17 protein-coding genes and 1 tRNA gene are annotated in these 14,873 nt (G+C 60.2%); 9 read left to right on the forward strand and 9 right to left on the reverse strand.

Annotation, left to right across the window (positions count from 1 at the left end; translation table 11 throughout):
- Positions 1–3 precede the first annotated feature (3 nt).
- The 5 genes from LQ231_RS03350 to LQ231_RS03370 all read right to left on the reverse strand — a co-directional run bounded on the left by LQ231_RS03350 (position 4) and on the right by LQ231_RS03370 (position 4,978).
- Entirely contained in the window at positions 4–1,107 is a 1,104-nt protein-coding gene (locus LQ231_RS03350; protein ID WP_113144070.1) for an ABC transporter permease, read from the reverse strand.
- Positions 1,108–1,114: 7 nt separating this feature from the next.
- Positions 1,115–2,635, reverse strand: a complete 1,521-nt coding sequence (locus LQ231_RS03355; RefSeq protein ID WP_113144071.1) for an ABC transporter ATP-binding protein — start codon at positions 2,633–2,635, stop codon at positions 1,115–1,117.
- Positions 2,636–2,699: 64 nt separating this feature from the next.
- Positions 2,700–3,692 (reverse strand): BMP family ABC transporter substrate-binding protein, encoded by a 993-nt coding sequence (locus tag LQ231_RS03360; protein ID WP_113144072.1) that lies wholly within the window; start codon positions 3,690–3,692, stop codon positions 2,700–2,702.
- A gap of 254 nt (positions 3,693–3,946) precedes the next feature.
- Complete coding sequence (msrA, locus tag LQ231_RS03365; RefSeq protein ID WP_230170275.1) at positions 3,947–4,606, reverse strand: peptide-methionine (S)-S-oxide reductase MsrA; 660 nt, start codon at positions 4,604–4,606, stop codon at positions 3,947–3,949.
- A 54-nt stretch (positions 4,607–4,660) separates the two neighbouring features.
- Positions 4,661–4,978, reverse strand: coding sequence for a hypothetical protein (locus LQ231_RS03370; protein WP_230170276.1), 318 nt, complete (start codon positions 4,976–4,978; stop codon positions 4,661–4,663).
- Between the two features lie 179 nt (positions 4,979–5,157).
- Between LQ231_RS03370 and LQ231_RS03375 the strand changes: the two genes are divergently transcribed.
- Positions 5,158–5,247 (forward strand) — tRNA-Ser (locus tag LQ231_RS03375).
- Between the two features lie 156 nt (positions 5,248–5,403).
- On the opposite strand, the gene LQ231_RS03380 is transcribed toward LQ231_RS03375, so the two are convergent.
- Positions 5,404–6,075 carry a TetR/AcrR family transcriptional regulator gene (locus tag LQ231_RS03380; protein WP_230170277.1) on the reverse strand — a complete coding sequence of 224 codons (672 nt, stop codon included), beginning with the start codon at positions 6,073–6,075 and terminating at the stop codon, positions 5,404–5,406.
- Between the two features lie 141 nt (positions 6,076–6,216).
- Here LQ231_RS03380 and LQ231_RS03385 point away from each other — a divergent pair, with 141 nt between their 5' ends.
- The gene (locus LQ231_RS03385) at positions 6,217–6,681 is read left to right on the forward strand and encodes an MAPEG family protein (protein ID WP_230170278.1); all 465 of its coding nucleotides are present in this window, start codon (positions 6,217–6,219) and stop codon (positions 6,679–6,681) included.
- On the opposite strand, the gene LQ231_RS03390 is transcribed toward LQ231_RS03385, so the two are convergent.
- From LQ231_RS03390 to LQ231_RS03400, 3 genes are all read right to left on the reverse strand, one after another.
- Positions 6,594–6,869, reverse strand: a complete 276-nt coding sequence (locus LQ231_RS03390; protein WP_230170279.1) for a hypothetical protein — start codon at positions 6,867–6,869, stop codon at positions 6,594–6,596. The two genes, LQ231_RS03385 and LQ231_RS03390, sit on opposite strands and share 88 nt — an antisense overlap.
- A 51-nt stretch (positions 6,870–6,920) precedes the next feature.
- A complete protein-coding gene (locus LQ231_RS03395) occupies positions 6,921–7,547 on the reverse strand; it encodes a pyridoxamine 5'-phosphate oxidase family protein (protein ID WP_230170280.1) in 627 nt (208 codons plus the stop codon).
- Between the two features lie 156 nt (positions 7,548–7,703).
- Positions 7,704–8,195 carry a hypothetical protein gene (locus LQ231_RS03400; protein ID WP_230170281.1) on the reverse strand — a complete coding sequence of 164 codons (492 nt, stop codon included), beginning with the start codon at positions 8,193–8,195 and terminating at the stop codon, positions 7,704–7,706.
- A 161-nt stretch (positions 8,196–8,356) separates the two neighbouring features.
- Here LQ231_RS03400 and LQ231_RS03405 point away from each other — a divergent pair, with 161 nt between their 5' ends.
- The 7 genes from LQ231_RS03405 (at position 8,357) to LQ231_RS03435 (ending at position 14,684) form a co-directional block, all read left to right on the forward strand.
- Positions 8,357–10,276, forward strand: coding sequence for a BTAD domain-containing putative transcriptional regulator (locus tag LQ231_RS03405; protein ID WP_230170282.1), 1,920 nt, complete (start codon positions 8,357–8,359; stop codon positions 10,274–10,276).
- A gap of 12 nt (positions 10,277–10,288) precedes the next feature.
- Positions 10,289–10,720: a hypothetical protein gene (locus tag LQ231_RS03410; RefSeq protein WP_230170283.1), complete on the forward strand. Its 432-nt coding sequence runs from the start codon at positions 10,289–10,291 to the stop codon at positions 10,718–10,720.
- 23 nt (positions 10,721–10,743) lie between these two features.
- On the forward strand, positions 10,744–11,937 hold the full coding sequence (locus tag LQ231_RS03415; protein WP_230170284.1) for a YcaO-like family protein: 1,194 nt from the start codon (positions 10,744–10,746) through the stop codon (positions 11,935–11,937).
- 11 nt (positions 11,938–11,948) lie between these two features.
- Positions 11,949–12,662, forward strand: a complete 714-nt coding sequence (locus tag LQ231_RS03420; RefSeq protein WP_230170285.1) for a TfuA-like protein — start codon at positions 11,949–11,951, stop codon at positions 12,660–12,662.
- A complete protein-coding gene (locus LQ231_RS03425; protein WP_230170286.1) occupies positions 12,659–13,756 on the forward strand; it encodes a hypothetical protein in 1,098 nt (365 codons plus the stop codon). The genes LQ231_RS03420 and LQ231_RS03425 overlap by 4 nt, the downstream gene beginning before the upstream one ends.
- A 142-nt stretch (positions 13,757–13,898) precedes the next feature.
- A complete protein-coding gene (locus LQ231_RS03430) occupies positions 13,899–14,324 on the forward strand; it encodes a helix-turn-helix domain-containing protein (RefSeq protein ID WP_113144082.1) in 426 nt (141 codons plus the stop codon).
- A 45-nt stretch (positions 14,325–14,369) separates the two neighbouring features.
- Positions 14,370–14,684 carry a hypothetical protein gene (locus LQ231_RS03435; protein WP_162742785.1) on the forward strand — a complete coding sequence of 105 codons (315 nt, stop codon included), beginning with the start codon at positions 14,370–14,372 and terminating at the stop codon, positions 14,682–14,684.
- Positions 14,685–14,873: the final 189 nt, after the last annotated feature.

Genomic DNA, 14,873 nt, shown 5'->3' on the forward strand with positions numbered 1-14,873 from the left:
CCCTCAACCCTTGGTGAACTGCTGATAGACCCGCACGAGCGCCGGCCTGAACATGTATTCGAGCGCGCCGGCAAACAGGACCACGAGGCCCTGGATCACGACGATCATTTCGCGGGTGATGTTCGGCATGTCGAACGACAGTTCGGCACCGCCCTGGTAGAGAACTCCGAACAGGATCGCGGCAATGATGATGCCGATCGGGTGATTGCGACCCATCAGCGACACGGCGATGCCGACAAAGCCGGCGCCGCCGACAAATTCCACCTGCAGGCGCGCCGAGGCACCCAGGACCGGATTGAGCGCCATCATGCCGGCCAGACCGCCGGAAATCAGCATCGTGATGATGACGATCTTCGTATAGGGGATGCCGGCATAGGCCGCCGCCGAACGGCTGAGGCCGAGCGTGCGCATCTCGAAGCCGAGCTTGGTCCGCCAGATCAGCACCCAGACCAGGAAACACATGACCAGCGCGATCAGGAACGACACGTTGAACGGTGCCGGTCCGAGCTTCATGCCGAACATCGCCATCAGCCAGTCGAGCTTGGGCAACTGCCCGCCTTCGAGGAAGGTGCGGCTTTCCGGCGCCATCTTGCCTGGCACGATCATCACATTGACCAGCAGATAGACCATCAGCGCCGCGCCGATGAAGTTGAACATGATCGTGGTGATGACGATATGGCTGCCGCGCTTTGCCTGCAGCCAGGCGGGGATCAGCGCCCAGAGGCCACCGAAAGCGGCAGCACCCAGGATCGCGAACGGCATGGTCACATACCACGGCACATAGTGGTCGAGCGCCAGCGCGACCAGCGCGGCACCCAGGCCGCCGAGATAGGCCTGGCCCTCGGAGCCGATATTGAACAGGCCTGCGTGATAGGCGACCGCCACCGACAGGCCGGTGAAGATGAAGTTGGTCGCATAGAACAGGGTGAAGCCGATGCCTTCGCCGCGGCCGAGCGCCCCGTTCAGCATCAGTTTCAGTGCCTCGATCGGATTTTCACCGATGATCCAGACAACAAGGCCGGAAACCAGGAACGCCAGGATCAGGTTGAGCAACGGCAAGACGGCATAGTCGATCCATCTTGGAAGGGGAAAGGAAGCGGTACTCATGAATTCCTCACGCGGCGATGCCGGCCATCATCAGGCCGAGGGTCTGTTCTCCGGTATCCGGGGTCTTTTCCCCGACCACCTTGCCGGCAAACATCACCAGGATGCGGTCCGATAGCGAGCGTATTTCGTCGAGTTCGACGGAGACCAGCAGAACGGCCTTGCCCGCGTCGCGTGTTTCGACAATGCGCTTGTGGATGAATTCGATCGCGCCAATATCGACGCCGCGCGTCGGCTGACCGACGATCAGGAGCTTCGGATCGCGCTCGATCTCGCGTGCCACGACGATCTTCTGCTGGTTGCCACCGGAAAAGTTGGCGGTCTTCAGCCGGGGATTGGGCGGACGAATATCGTATTTTTCGATCTCGACGGCAGCTGCCTGGCGCATCAGGTCCGGCGAAAGGAACGGACCTTTGCCATAGGCCTCGTCACGGTGATAGCCGAGAATGGCATTCTGGCTTTCCTCGAAACTGAGCACCAGACCCATGTGATGGCGGTCTTCCGGAATATGGGCGACGCCGATCGAGCGAAGCTTGGCCGGATCGTAGCCGGCGACCGGTTCGCCACAGATGAAGATCTCGCCGGATGTCGGCTTGCGGATGCCGGTGATGGCTTCAAGAAGCTCGCTCTGGCCATTGCCGGCAACGCCGGCAATGCCGACGATCTCGCCGGCGCGCACATCGAACGAGACATTGTCGACCATGGTCACGCCACGGCTGTCCTTGACCGTCAGGTTGCGCACCGAGAGATAGACCTCGCCCGGATTGGCCACGCCCTTGTCGACCTGCAGCAGAACACGCCGACCGACCATCAGTTCGGCAAGTTCTTCGACTGTCGTGTCGGAGGTCTTGCGCGTTGCCACGATCTCGCCGCGGCGCATGACCGACACCGTATCGGTGATCGCCATGATTTCCCGCAGCTTGTGCGTGATCAGAAGCACGGTCTTGCCCTGGTCGCGCAATACGCCGAGGATCTTGAACAGATGATCGGCCTCCGCCGGTGTCAAGACACCGGTCGGTTCGTCGAGGATCAGGATTTCCGCGCCACGATACATGGCTTTCAGGATCTCCACCCGCTGTTGCAGGCCAACGGGGAGTTCTTCCACGACCGCGTCGGGATCGACCTCCAGTTCGTAGTCCTCTTCCAGCTTCTTCAGCGCCGCCCGAGCGGCATCCGTCCCCTTGGCGAGAAGCGCGCCACCCTCGGCACCGAGCATCAGGTTTTCCAGCACGGTGAAGTTCTCGACCAGCATGAAGTGCTGGTGCACCATCCCGATGCCGGCAGCAATCGCCGCCTGGCTGTCCTTGATGGTCATGGTTTCCCCGGCGATCCGGATCGTGCCTTGATCGGCTTGATAAAAACCGTAGAGGATCGACATCAACGTCGATTTCCCCGCACCGTTTTCGCCGATAACGCCGTGGATCGAGCCCTTGGCAACCGTAAGGTTGATGTTCTTGTTGGCGTGCACCGCACCGAACTTCTTGTCGATGCCGATCAGTTCGATCGCCGGTGCCTGGCTCTTGTCGTTCATTGCCTGTCCCCCAGACATGGAAAGGGCGCAAGGCGACTTTAAGCCACCTTGCGCCCGGTTCAAATCACTTCGGGCAGGAATTGTCCGACATGTAGTCGTGCACCTTGACCGTGCCGGCGATGATGTCGGCCTTCGCCTTTTCGACGGCGGCCTTCATGTCATCGGTGATCAGCTTGGAATTGTTGTCGTCGAGAGCGTAGGCAACGCCATCTTCGGCAACGCCGAGCGACTGCAGGCCAGGCGTGAACTTGTCACCCTTGGCATCGGCGAAGGCATTGTAGACCGCGAGGTCGACACGCTTGACCATCGAGGTCAGAACCGAACCCGGATGCAGGTGGTTCTGGTTCGAATCGACGCCGATCGACAGCTTGCCGTTGTCGGCTGCGGTCTGCAGCACGCCGAGACCGGTGGCACCGGCCGCTGCGTACACAACGTCTGCGCCCTGGTCGATCTGGTTCTTGGTGAGTTCGCCGCCGCGGACCGGGTCGTTCCAGGCAGCGCCGGTGGTGCCGGTCATGTTCTGGAACACTTCGATGTCAGCCTTGGCAGCGCGAGCGCCCTGCTCGTAGCCGCATTCGAACTTGCGGATCAGCGGAATGTCCATGCCGCCAACGAAACCGACCTTGCCGGTCTTCGATGCAAGACCTGCGAGCAGGCCGACGAGGTACGAGCCTTCGTGTTCCTTGTAGACGACCGAACGCACGTTCGGCAGTTCGACGACGCTGTCGACGATGACGAACTTGGTATCCGGGAATTCAGCGGCTACCTTTTCGACAGCCGAAGTCCAGGCGAAGGAAACCGCAACGACCGGGTTGAAACCCTTGGAAGCGAAGTTGCGGATCGCCTGCTCGCCCTGGGTGTCGCCGGTCGGCTCGAAGTCGCGGAAGTCGATGCCGGTTTCAGCCTTGAACTTTTCGGCGCCCGCAAAGGCCGCCTCATTGAACGACTTGTCGAATTTGCCGCCCGTGCCGTAGACGAGCGCCGGCTTGATGTCGGCCGCAAGAGCGGTCGCCGACATCGCGGCCAAGGCAAAGAGACTCAAGAGGGTTTTTTTCATTGTGCAGCCCTGTTGTTGCTATTGATCTTGTTGGGTCCTCCCGCAAGCCTCCTGGAAAGAAGACATGTCTGCGGAACCGCCACCCCCTTTTCCAGAGGTCCTGGCTGGCGCGCATCCTTGCATGGCTCTGACAAAAATTCACCAGATTTTTTTCATCTGGTAAAGATTCACAGAGTTGCTGAATTTTCAGCGCGGGGCGCTGAAAATCTAGTCAGATCAATGGGATTTGTGCTGCTGCCTTAGGCAATATGACGTCAGGCGGCGGGGACAATCGGGCAGGACACACCCGTGCCGCGCAGGCCGCAATAGCCGTTGGGATTCTTCGCCAGATACTGCTGGTGATAATCCTCGGCATAGTAGAACGGGCCGGCCGCAGCGATTTCGGTGGTCACCCGGCTGCTGTGCCCGGCTTTCGTCAGTGCCTCCTGGAAGCGGTCGCGCACGTTGAGCGCCAGCGCCATGTCCGCCTCGTCCTCGACATAGATGGCCGAGCGGTAGGTGCTGCCGATGTCGTTGCCCTGGCGCATGCCCTGGGTCGGATCATGCGCTTCGAAGAAGATTTTCAAAAGCGCGTCCAGCGTGATCGTCGCCGGATCGTAGACCACCTTGACCACTTCCGTGTGGCCGGTCAGCCCGGTGACGGTTTCCTGGTAAGTCGGATTGGGCGTAATCCCGCCCTGGTAGCCCGCCGCCGTCACATGTACGCCCGGCGTTTCCCAGAGCAGACGTTCGGCGCCCCAGAAGCAGCCCATGCCAAGATAGACGGTTTTGCTCCCGGCGGGATAAGGCCCCTTCAGCGGCGCGCCCGAAATGAAATGTGCCGACGCCGTCGGGATCGCTTGCGCGCGTCCCGGCAATGCCGTCTCCGTCGTGGGCATGACCGTCTTCTTGTTGAACATGTCGATCAGAAACATCGTGACCTCCAATGGCCGGCGTCTCCGGCCTTGCTGAAACAGATGGGTAGCGGCTCAGGCGGCAAACCGTCCGGCGGGCGAGGGCTTTTTGTAGCCGATCATCCAGAACAGCAGCGACAGCAGCAGCAGGGCGGCAAAGGCGGGTTGTGGCAGCACGAGACCTGCGAATGCAGTCCACGCCGCCGTCCCGAGCTGGCTTTCGATCAATCCCTGCAAGGCTGAGAGGCTGGATGGACTGAGATCCGTCCATGCCGCCTCAACCGGGGTAAGCGAAACCTGCGAGGCCGAAACCGAAGCGATGGAATCGACACTGGCGGCAATCACGCCAAGGCACAGCGCCAGGAAACTCATAACTCTGAAGATAAGCCGCACTGTAAACTCCCCGGCCTGTGCGAAAGGTTGGGCTGAACGCCCGTCGACCTTCGAGACCTATAGATAGGTATTTGATTGCAGAAGTCAAAAAACTGTCAGATTTAGGTTGATCCGCTGAAATTCATCGGTATATATCGCGCCGTTCCAACGATTTGCGTCTGACGATGCAGGCCGACATAGGACAGGTGGCCGAGTGGTTTAAGGCGCACGCCTGGAACGCGTGTGTGCGTGAAAGCGTACCGTGGGTTCGAATCCCACCCTGTCCGCCATGTATCGCCATAAATTATTGTTTTTGTTCGTGTGCTTTTAAGCCGCAAGGCTATGCCTGGCGCTGTGTCAGTCAGATGGCCCGCCACGAAAATCCCGGCCGGCTTTTTAGCCGCCACGCCCAATCCAGCTCCGTGACAGGGCGTCGACATTTGCGCTTACCTTCCGTCCATGTCTGCGAACAGTTGAGCGAAACCGTCAATCAGTTCTTCGTCACTGTAGATCAGCGGATCACCCAGGGATTCGACCATTCCCTTCATCGTCAGCAGACCGAGTGCTGAGACATAGGCAAGAAAGGCGAGCAGCCTTGGCTCGATTTTCCCCCCTTCGGTTTTTCCTTTGTCGATCAGCCCGTCCGCTCCGCCAAGGATCATTTCATTGAGCGGTCGGATCCGCGCGAACTGATCGGGCGACCATTGAACGCCGGCAGGTCCCGCCACCTGACCAAACATGAATGCAAGGCGGAAGTCGTCCATTTTCGAAGCGTAGGCCTGCACCGTTTCACGCACGATCGCACCAAGCGCCTCGCCCCCGTTTTCGGCCTTTGCGACAGCGGTCTGTACGGCCTTCGCGTGGCCCTCCAGCGTGCTGAACACAAGTTCAAAAACAAGCACGTCCTTGGAGCTGAAATAGTAATAGAGCCCCGTCTTCGAGATTCCCGCTTCGTTGGCGACGGCCTCAAGCGTCATCGCCGCAACACCACTCTTGAGCAGCACTTTTCGTGCCGCATCAAGGATTTCGCCTCTCGACCTCTCGCGCCGCCGTTGTTGGCGTGCCAGCCGGGAGGCGACCTTGTCTTCAACGCTAGGGCTGTTTTCACTGCTTGGCACGAGTTGCTCCGATCGATGTGCGATTGGAGTAATATACCGGCAGAATAGTTATTCGTCCATATGTTGACTTTTTAGACCGATGGTCTAAAAATATGTTGGCACGCAAAATCCGGATCAAGATGGTGTCTGGGGGATCTTCACATGGACGACTTGAGTCTGAGCAACCCGGTGTTCGCGACCTATGCAACCGCCGCAGCATTGATGATCCTCAAGGGCGTCGCGATGTCGTGGCTGACCGTTATTCGCATGACAATCGAAAATGGCGGCTTCCGAAATCCCGAGGACTTGAAGAGGACGATGGCCAATCCGCGGCCGCATGACGGCCAGTTGGCACCCAACGAGCGCGTTGAACGTATTCGCCGCATTCAGCTCAACGATCTCGAAAACCTGCCCTATTTCCTTGTTGCAGGTCTCTTGTATGTGACGACAGAGCCGTCGCTGCTGCTGGCGCAATTCCTTTTCTATGGCTACGTCGTGACACGCCTGCTGCACTTCATTGCCTACTACACCGCTCAGATTCACGATATTCGCGCGGCACTCTGGACGCCCGGCTCATTCATCATCATCTTCATGGCGGGCAGCACGCTGGTGAGCGCGGTCTGGTAGGCCGGTTTTTCGGCGGCCGCACCGGCTTCGACGGGGTCATCGTCGCGCTCCGACGTGCGCCACGGCTGAAGGGCTCCGGGCTCGAAGACCTCGGCATCAAGGTCGATCAGGTGGTCGAGGCCCTGCGTAGCGTCCAGACGCTTCATCCCGACATTCTGGCCGCCCGCGATGGAGCCCGTGCGCGCCATGACCTTTTCTCTATCCCTGTCTGCGAGCAAACGGGCGTCTTGCGATATCCATCACGTTTTTTGGGCGTCCAGTCGCGCTCGCAATGTCGCATTCTCTTCTTCCAGTTGAGCCAGTCGTTCCCGCAACGGCAAAACGGCCTGCTCGACCTCCTTTTGTGTGTAGCGCGGCGTGATATGTTGCGGGCAATTCCAGTCATAGGCGTCAAGCCGGAGCTTGAAGATCCGCTCTGCCTTTGCCTTGTAGCCAGGATCCGAGAGCCTGTCAGTCAGCGCAGGATCGGTATCGAGCGCCAGTCGTTCGACATGCACGTAGATCTTGAGCCTCGCCTGGCGCGGATAGTCCATCAGGAACAGGCAGGCCCGATCGTTGACGGCAAAATTGCCCGTGCTGATATATTGCCGGTTGCCGCGATAGTCGGCAAAGGCCAATGTCTGATCATCGACAACCTTGAGGAAACCCGGGGCGCCACCGCGATGCTGGACATAGGGCCAGCCTGTTTCCGACACCGAGGCGATGTAGAAGCTGTCGCGCTGTGCAATGAACGCGGCTTCCTGTTCGGTGAAGTGGGCGGATTGCCGATCGCCCTTGAAATTGGTCCACAGGTGATCGGCGCCCATTTCGGCTTGCGCATCCCTTACGCTCTGCGTCCGGGCAATATCCATGAATCCGTAGGCCATAGGTTTCTCCAAGATCGCAACGGCGATAACAGGCAGGCAGCGCAAGCCCTTGCCGTGCACGACGGCAACGGGTGAACGAATGTGATCCTGGATCAATCGCCGGCGCATAGGCTAGCCGAGCAGCCGGCTATGGCGCAAGCGCGGGCATGTCGTGTCTCATTGCGAGGGGAGGCGTTTCATGGCGTGTCTGAACGACAGTTTGGATTTGGCATCCAGGCTTTCGCAAACATAGCGGCCTTCCGCCTCGCTAAACGCATAGCGCAATTTCGAGCCATTGCAGTCGACCAGCAAAACCCGGTGGTTTGATGCGATTTCGTCCAGCACTTCGAGTTCCTGCCCCCAGAGCCAGCCGGCATAGGACGTCCCGATATTCGACCGCAGCACCACTTCGAAGAAATGCCCGCCCCCGGCCTCCCGCATCTGGAAGATCAGGTCGAGATTGTCCTCGTCACTTTCGTCGAAGGCGCCGTCCGACAGCCGCAGATAGGCAATCCTGGCGTCTGTCAGGGCGCCGACCGGATAGAATGGCCGACCATCGAACCACATGAATTCGGTTACGGCATATCCTACGTCGTCAGCGCGTTGATAAGGTTCGGTATACAATGCGAACGTGATGTAATTGCGATTAAATATCAGAGTGTTTGTCATTTCCTTTTTTGCCCACCTGCTCCGCTGGCGAGCTCCTATGCTCTCTTTCTTTCCGCCGCATGCTATGTTTGATGGCGTCACAGCAACGTCAAAGGGCAAGCGAAAACACTTTCAATTTCTCATTGGTCATTGTTAGATGTGAAATCACGACGGGGTGAGACGTGTTCGGGGACACAGACAATATAGCGATCCGATTTTTTGGCGTGCCTCGGTTTGAGGCCGGGAAACAGGTGTTTTTCCCGCAGAAGGGATTTGTGCTCATCGCGGCGATCCTGCTGTCGCCTGGACAGATCCTGACGCGCCAGGCCGCGGCTTCGCTCCTGTGGGAAGATGTCGAGCAGAAGCGATCCATGGGCAATCTGCGTCAGTTGCTGTCGCGGCTACAGTCGTTTTCCTCAGAAGAAGACCCCCTGATCGGGGTGTCTGCCACCGGTTTGACCGCGGGTCCGATGGCTGGCCGTTCCGACTTGGCGTTCTTCCTGTCGGCCGTGCAATCCGATGACAACGCCGTCCGCACCCAGGGCCTGCTCATGGTCGAGGGCGAATTGCTGCATGGGGCGGAAACCGGCCAGGAGCAATTCTATTTGTGGCTCCTGTCCGAGCGCAACCGGATGAAGGATCTGTTCTTCGGGTCGCTCGGCCATTTGCTGGAGGACACGACCCGCTTCGGCGGCCGCCCGCCCGCCCACATTCCGGCGCTCGCCGAATGTGCCTTGCGGCTCGAGGAGGATCGGGAAGAAACCTATCGGATGATCATGGCAGCCTATGCCAGGGCCGGTGATATGGCCGCAAGCGAACGGGTCTACGACAGGCTGCTTCGGCAGTTGCGCATCGAGGGCAGGTCGCCGGAACCGGCAACGCTTGCCCTTCGTCGGCGCGTTCAGGGTTATGCCGCGAGCCCGAACGCCAAGGACAGTCCCGCGCCGACCCGGCCCGCCGGCAAGCGCCCGCGCGTCGCCTTCATCCGGCCAGCCGGGATAGACGGCATGTCGGCCAGTCCCATCGTTCAGGCCTTTATCGAGGATATTGCCAACAGCCTGGTGCGGTTCCGTACCTTTGCCGTTCTGTCGCCACACAGCAGCTTTGCCGCGGGAAATCAGTCGGGTGACGACTACCGCGCCTTGCGCGCCGACTACCGCGTCGAGGCTACGGTGTTCGACCAGATGCGTGTTTCGTTCGCTTTGGTCGAGGAAGTGAGCGGCGAGATCAAATGGGCGCTGGAAGTCGTCTTGAACGACAGGCAACTGCATGCCGCCTTCCGTCTTCTGTCCAAGCAGGTGGCGGCTGCGCTTGCCGAGCAGATCGAACGTTTGCAGATGGAGCCGGCGCGCCTGCATGATGCCGGCGCCTATCATCACCTTTTGTCCGGCCAGCAGATGCTGAGCGGCAAATGCGATCTGCCGCTGCTGCGCCGCTCGCGCGGTGAATTCCGCAAGGCCGCCGATCTGGATCCTGGCATGTCCGTTGCCCGGGCGCGCATCGCCCAGACCCTGCAACTCGAATGGCTGATGCTCGGCGGCAATGACCCGCATCTGCTGCATCGCGCCAAGGCCGAAGCCGAAGCCTCGATCGAAAGCGATCCGGCCTTGGGGATCGGTCACTGGATGTCTGCCGTTGTCGCCCTCTACCAGCGCGACTTCGAGACGTCGGCGCAGAAGTTTTTCGAAGCCGAGGCGCTGGCGCCCAATTCCGCCGATCTGCTTCTCCAGCATGCCGATGCACTGGCGCATTTCGGCGAGCTTGGCCTTGCCTGGGAGCGTTTCCAGCAGGCGATCGATCTCAACCCATTCGCACCGGACATCTATTGGTGGGCCGGCGCGAGCATCGCGCTCAAGCGCGAGGAATACGACACCGCCCTGGAGCTTTGCGCAAACATGGAAGACGATGAACCCGCGCTCAGGGTTTTGACGGCAAGCCATGCGTTGAGCGGAAATCTGTTGGCGGCCAGGGAGACGGCGCGTCGTCTTCAGGAGAATTATCCCGGCATGACCGCCCGGGAAATCAGTGGTTTGTCGCCGGATCGCAATCCGGCGGCGAATGAGAAGCTTTTTCAGGCATTTCGATTGGCTGGTATCAAATAGGGGATAATGACTATGGCTGGTTCTCAGTTTTACGTGATTGGTAAGAAGGGCTTTGGCGTGCTGTTCCTGCGCACGTCGCCACTCCGGGTTGCCTCGGTGTCGCATGACGCGATCGTCGCCTATGAGGCGAGCCATCCCGGCGTGGATGGCTATGCGCGCATCGCGGCCGCGGCAAAGGCAATGATGGCCGGCCAAGACGGTCAGCCGGAGACGGCGCTCGACCAGATCCAGATTCAGGGCATCGAGGCGCTGATCGCTGGCGGCGCGTCGATCTCCGAGGCCGATTTCGCGCTCGTCGGCGAGGTTGTCGATGCGGGCTGGGATTTCAACCGTGTCATCCAGATGCCGATCGAAAGCCCGCTTCAGGCGGTCGGCCCGAGCGGTCCGGTTGCCGGCAAGCTGTTTGAGGCTGTCCTCGCGGACAAGCCGAATTCCGCTCCCTGAGCGACCGCGCGACAACGCCGCTGATGTCTGCATCATCTGACGACCGCAGCCGGCCCATTTCTGCCGGATCTGCGGCGTTTGATTCGGTATTCCTGCGGCACTTCGGCATCACCCGCCTGGGTGATGCCACCGATCTCGATATCATCGGCATTCCGGTCTGGTTTGCCGCACGGCCGAACTCGCGTGGTCTTTCGGTATCGCAGGGAAAGGGTCTGACGGTACAGCAGGCCCGGATCTCGGCCGTCATGGAAGCGATTGAAGGCGCCGTTGCGGAGGACACGCAAAAGCATATCCATCAATATGGATCACTTCGATCTCTGGCCGGCCAGGCGATGCGCCCCGTGCCGCTGGAGGATATGGCGCGGGTTGATTGGCAAAACCTCGACCCGGACCGCGAACGGGCCTGGGTAAGGGGATTTTCCGTCCGCCGCCAGGAGGCTGTGCTTGCCCCTTACGAACTGATCGGCATGGACTATCGCGCGGATTTCCCCTGGGATCGTCAGGCATTCCAGATGAGTTCACAAGGTCTGGCCGCAGGCTTTGATCATGACCGCGCGGTCATGCACGGACTTCTGGAACTGATCGAAAACGACGCCTGTTTGCTCGTCGATGCGCTGGCCACGCGCGCCCTTGGCCTGCGCCCCGTGACATTTCCGCCGGGTCAGTGTCTGCCGCTCGACCGACTTGCCGCAGCTGTGCACGAGGCGGGTCTCTCGGCCCGGTTCTTCGACTTGACGGGTGCAAATGCCGTACCGGTCATCATGGCCAGCCTGCCGCGTTCCGTCTCAGGGCAGGACGGGCCGGGTACGCGCGTCGTCGCGGGCGTTGCCTGCCGCCTCGACTACGGCGAAGCCGCGGTTGCGGCCCTGCTTGAGGCAATTCAATCCCGGCTGACGGATATCAGTGGTGCGCGCGATGATCTGACGCCGCAACGCTATGTTGGAGATCGGGACGTGCAGGAGCGCGATGCGCCAACGAGGCTAGGCGGAGTGGGACAAGGTCCGCTTGGTCCATGGGCCCGCGATGAGGACGGCGCCGTGTGGCAAAGGCTTGCCGATCATCTGTTCACCACCGGCGTGGAGGACATCTACATCTTCCCGCTCGACACGGGCGCTCCTGACATTCACGTCGTCCGGGTGCTCGCCAAGGGTCTGTCGGTCGCCAGCGCCGGCATGAACCGGCTCTCCGCCGGCGCACTGAACGGATTGCTCGGATGAGGGAGAAGCCGATGCAGACTGTCGTGTTTGCGGGACCCTCAATTCACGGGCTGGATCGCACGCCGTATTCTGCTGTGACGTTCAAGCCGCCTGCGGCTGCCGGCGATATGCTGGCCGCTGTCCGGTCAGGCGTCCATGTTGTCGGCCTCATCGATGGCCTCTACGGCGATTGTGCCGCCGTCTGGCACAAGGAAATTCTTTACGCCTTGTCGCATGGCGTCACCGTGATCGGTGCCGCCAGCATGGGTGCTTTGCGGGCGGTGGAATGCGAGGCCTTCGGCATGATCGGTCTGGGACGCATCTTTGAACAATACCGCGCCGGCGCTCGTGTTTCCGATGCCGATGTTGCCTTGAGCCATGGGCCGGCCGAGCTGGATTTCTGCCCGTTGACGGTTTCGCTGATTGATGCCGAGGCGACCATTGACGGTCTGGCTGGCACGCTCGACGAAATGCAGCGGACACGCTTGCGTGCCGCGGCCCGGGCCTTGCATTTTTCCAAGCGGACCTGGAAGGCAATTGCCTTGCGCGCTGGCTATGGTGCCGACCTCGCTGCGCTCTGCGCTGGCAATCTGGTTGCGATGAAGAAAGCGGATGCTCTGCTGTTGCTGGAGACGGTGCAGCACACACAGGTGGCCGGCACAGCCACGCCCGGCTGGACCTTGCAGGAAACGGTCTTCTTCCGAGCACTGCTGGCGCGCCAGACGGTCGGGGACATTGTGGTATGACGGCTGGAAAGTCGGCTCCGGCTCTGGTGGCCGATTGCGGCGGCCTTGTCCGCCAGATCGCGTTGGCGGTTCCGGCCGCCTTTTTCCAGCCCGCCGATGTGCTTGGCGGGTGCCGCCCCCTGGTTCCCCTAGGCAACCTGATCGAAGCTCTTCCGGCGGACATCGAGGCTTTCATTCTCCTTGATGATGCAAGTGTGCCAGCGTCGCGAGACTGGATCGCGACGCTGGATAAAGTGTGTTCGCTGCGGCTTGTCACGCTAGACGCGCCGATTGTCGGAGTTTCCGGGCCGTGGATCCAGGACATGTTCCATGTTCGGTCGTCCGGTGCCTGTCCGGCAGTGGACAGGCAACTGGTCTGTCAGCCGGGAAATGCGGTAGCCCGTTGCCTTGCCAAAGTCCTTGACGCGGCCGTTGTCGAACTGTCCCTCGGCCTGGTCGGCGGAAACCAGCTCGTCGGGGCGGATTTTCGGCTGATCGGCCACGCCGACCTCGTGGGAACCGATCGCAAGCCCATCGCCGGCTTCGACAATCTCCACCGGCTCGATCCTCGACCGATCTCGGTCTTCGGCTACCGGCTGCAATACGCACCGGCAGCGACGGAAATCCTGTTGGATCACATGCACCAGTACGGATTCCACATTGACCAGTATATCTCTCTGACCGGGTTGCAACGGGAGGGTCGCCCGCTGCTGCTTGTCGCCGAGCCATCTCTGCCCGAGCCGGGCGGCAGTGTGCTTGTCGACGCTGCGCGCACCCTTCTGCAAGCCTCCGTTCGTTTGTTGACTGAACAGGGGTTTGCCGTCATCCGCAATGCCGTGCCGTTTGTCATCGTCCCCGATAGCGGCAAGCGTCTGCCAAGGCTCTACAACAATGTCATCGTCGAGAATGCCGTCCGTACGGGACGGCTGAAACCGATCGTCTGGGTGCCCCAGTTCGGCGATGTCGAGCCATTGCAGGCCCATGACGCCATCAATTGCGGTATCTGGGAAGGGCTTGGCTTCGAGACCATTCCTGTGGCCGGCTGGAGCCATCTCGCCAGTCGAAACGGGGCTCTCCGCTGCGCTTCGAAGGTGCTCAGGCGCAGCATGGATTGATAGGCGGCTACCCCTCGATTTTTCACCGAGTGAAATAAATTAGCATTGGCTTCTTCATCGACAGATTGTGCTTTCTTCAAAGGCGCGACGAATATATGCTATTGCCCATGAAGCTAGACTGAGCCGCTGCTGGGGAAAATAAATGTCAATCAAAAGTGCCAATCCAATCGATATACAGGTGGGCCTGCAAATCAAACTTCGCCGCAAAACGGTGGGTATCAGCCAGTCCCTCCTCGCCGACAAGCTCGGGATCACCTTCCAGCAGGTCCAGAAATATGAGAAGGGCGTCAACCGCGTCGGCGCGTCCCGCTTGCAGGCGATTGCGGGTGTTCTCGGTGTATCTGTCGAGCATTTTTTCAACACGGTCGATGGTTCGGATCTGGCCCTGAAATCGCGGCCGAGCGACGAAGCCCAGGCTTTGCAATCCTTCCTGGCGTCAAGCGACGGGTTCGCCTTGAACCGCGCCTTCTTCAAGATCAAGGATGAGACCGTGCGTCGGCGTATCGTGGCGCTGGTCAAGGCTCTCGCCGATGGTGCCGACATCAGCGATCCGGCGCTGCGCGATTGAGATGAACTTCCCTTCCTGGTGTGCTGAATAGCGCGTGACGATGACGTGACGCCCTCTGTGGTTTCTTTCTATCTGGGCAGCGAAGCTGCGTTCAGGGGAAGTAAATCGGGGGCGGACATGCAAAATTCTATGGTCACACAACAGGATGTTGCACCAGAAGAAGAAATGGCTGAGATCTTGGCCATCAGCCGGATGTTGTCTTTCGCCTGCCAGCGCGCGCGATCGATGGAACTCGGCGTTTCGACATATTTTCTCGAAATGGCGCTGATGTCGCTGATGCAGGACATGTTGAACACCGGCATGGACGGCGCTGCAAATGAGCCGTTCAATCTGCCCAATACGGGCGCGGGATTTCACTGACAGCCAGTAGAGTTCCGGCGATGGCATCAGACGAAATACATCGTCCCCATCGGCTTGGCGATCTCCAGTGTCGCCGGCGGGGATGCGGAAAGAGCGGTGGTCGTGGGGGCGCCGCTCTTTTTGCTGTTTATGGATTGAAAGCCGGGTAGGCCCGGCAGCCACCGATCAAGCCGCGATTGTCAGACACGA

This window comes from Rhizobium sp. CECT 9324 (assembly GCF_918741265.1).
GTDB lineage: Bacteria > Pseudomonadota > Alphaproteobacteria > Rhizobiales > Rhizobiaceae > Allorhizobium.

What these genes read in the sequence shown, in the direction of transcription:
- LQ231_RS03385 (WP_230170278.1), top strand. Translation starts at nt 6,217, where the DNA reads ATGGACGACTTGAGTCTGAGCAACCCGGTGTTCGCGACCTATGCAACC.
- LQ231_RS03355 (WP_113144071.1), bottom strand. Translation starts at nt 2,635, where the DNA reads ATGAACGACAAGAGCCAGGCACCGGCGATCGAACTGATCGGCATCGAC.
- LQ231_RS03390 (WP_230170279.1), bottom strand. Translation starts at nt 6,869, where the DNA reads ATGGCGCGCACGGGCTCCATCGCGGGCGGCCAGAATGTCGGGATGAAG.
- LQ231_RS03350 (WP_113144070.1), bottom strand. Translation starts at nt 1,107, where the DNA reads ATGAGTACCGCTTCCTTTCCCCTTCCAAGATGGATCGACTATGCCGTC.
- LQ231_RS03425 (WP_230170286.1), top strand. Translation starts at nt 12,659, where the DNA reads ATGACGGCTGGAAAGTCGGCTCCGGCTCTGGTGGCCGATTGCGGCGGC.
- msrA (WP_230170275.1), bottom strand. Translation starts at nt 4,606, where the DNA reads ATGTTTCTGATCGACATGTTCAACAAGAAGACGGTCATGCCCACGACG.
- LQ231_RS03410 (WP_230170283.1), top strand. Translation starts at nt 10,289, where the DNA reads ATGGCTGGTTCTCAGTTTTACGTGATTGGTAAGAAGGGCTTTGGCGTG.
- LQ231_RS03420 (WP_230170285.1), top strand. Translation starts at nt 11,949, where the DNA reads ATGCAGACTGTCGTGTTTGCGGGACCCTCAATTCACGGGCTGGATCGC.
- LQ231_RS03360 (WP_113144072.1), bottom strand. Translation starts at nt 3,692, where the DNA reads ATGAAAAAAACCCTCTTGAGTCTCTTTGCCTTGGCCGCGATGTCGGCG.
- LQ231_RS03395 (WP_230170280.1), bottom strand. Translation starts at nt 7,547, where the DNA reads ATGGCCTACGGATTCATGGATATTGCCCGGACGCAGAGCGTAAGGGAT.
- LQ231_RS03415 (WP_230170284.1), top strand. Translation starts at nt 10,744, where the DNA reads ATGTCTGCATCATCTGACGACCGCAGCCGGCCCATTTCTGCCGGATCT.
- LQ231_RS03430 (WP_113144082.1), top strand. Translation starts at nt 13,899, where the DNA reads ATGTCAATCAAAAGTGCCAATCCAATCGATATACAGGTGGGCCTGCAA.
- LQ231_RS03400 (WP_230170281.1), bottom strand. Translation starts at nt 8,195, where the DNA reads ATGACAAACACTCTGATATTTAATCGCAATTACATCACGTTCGCATTG.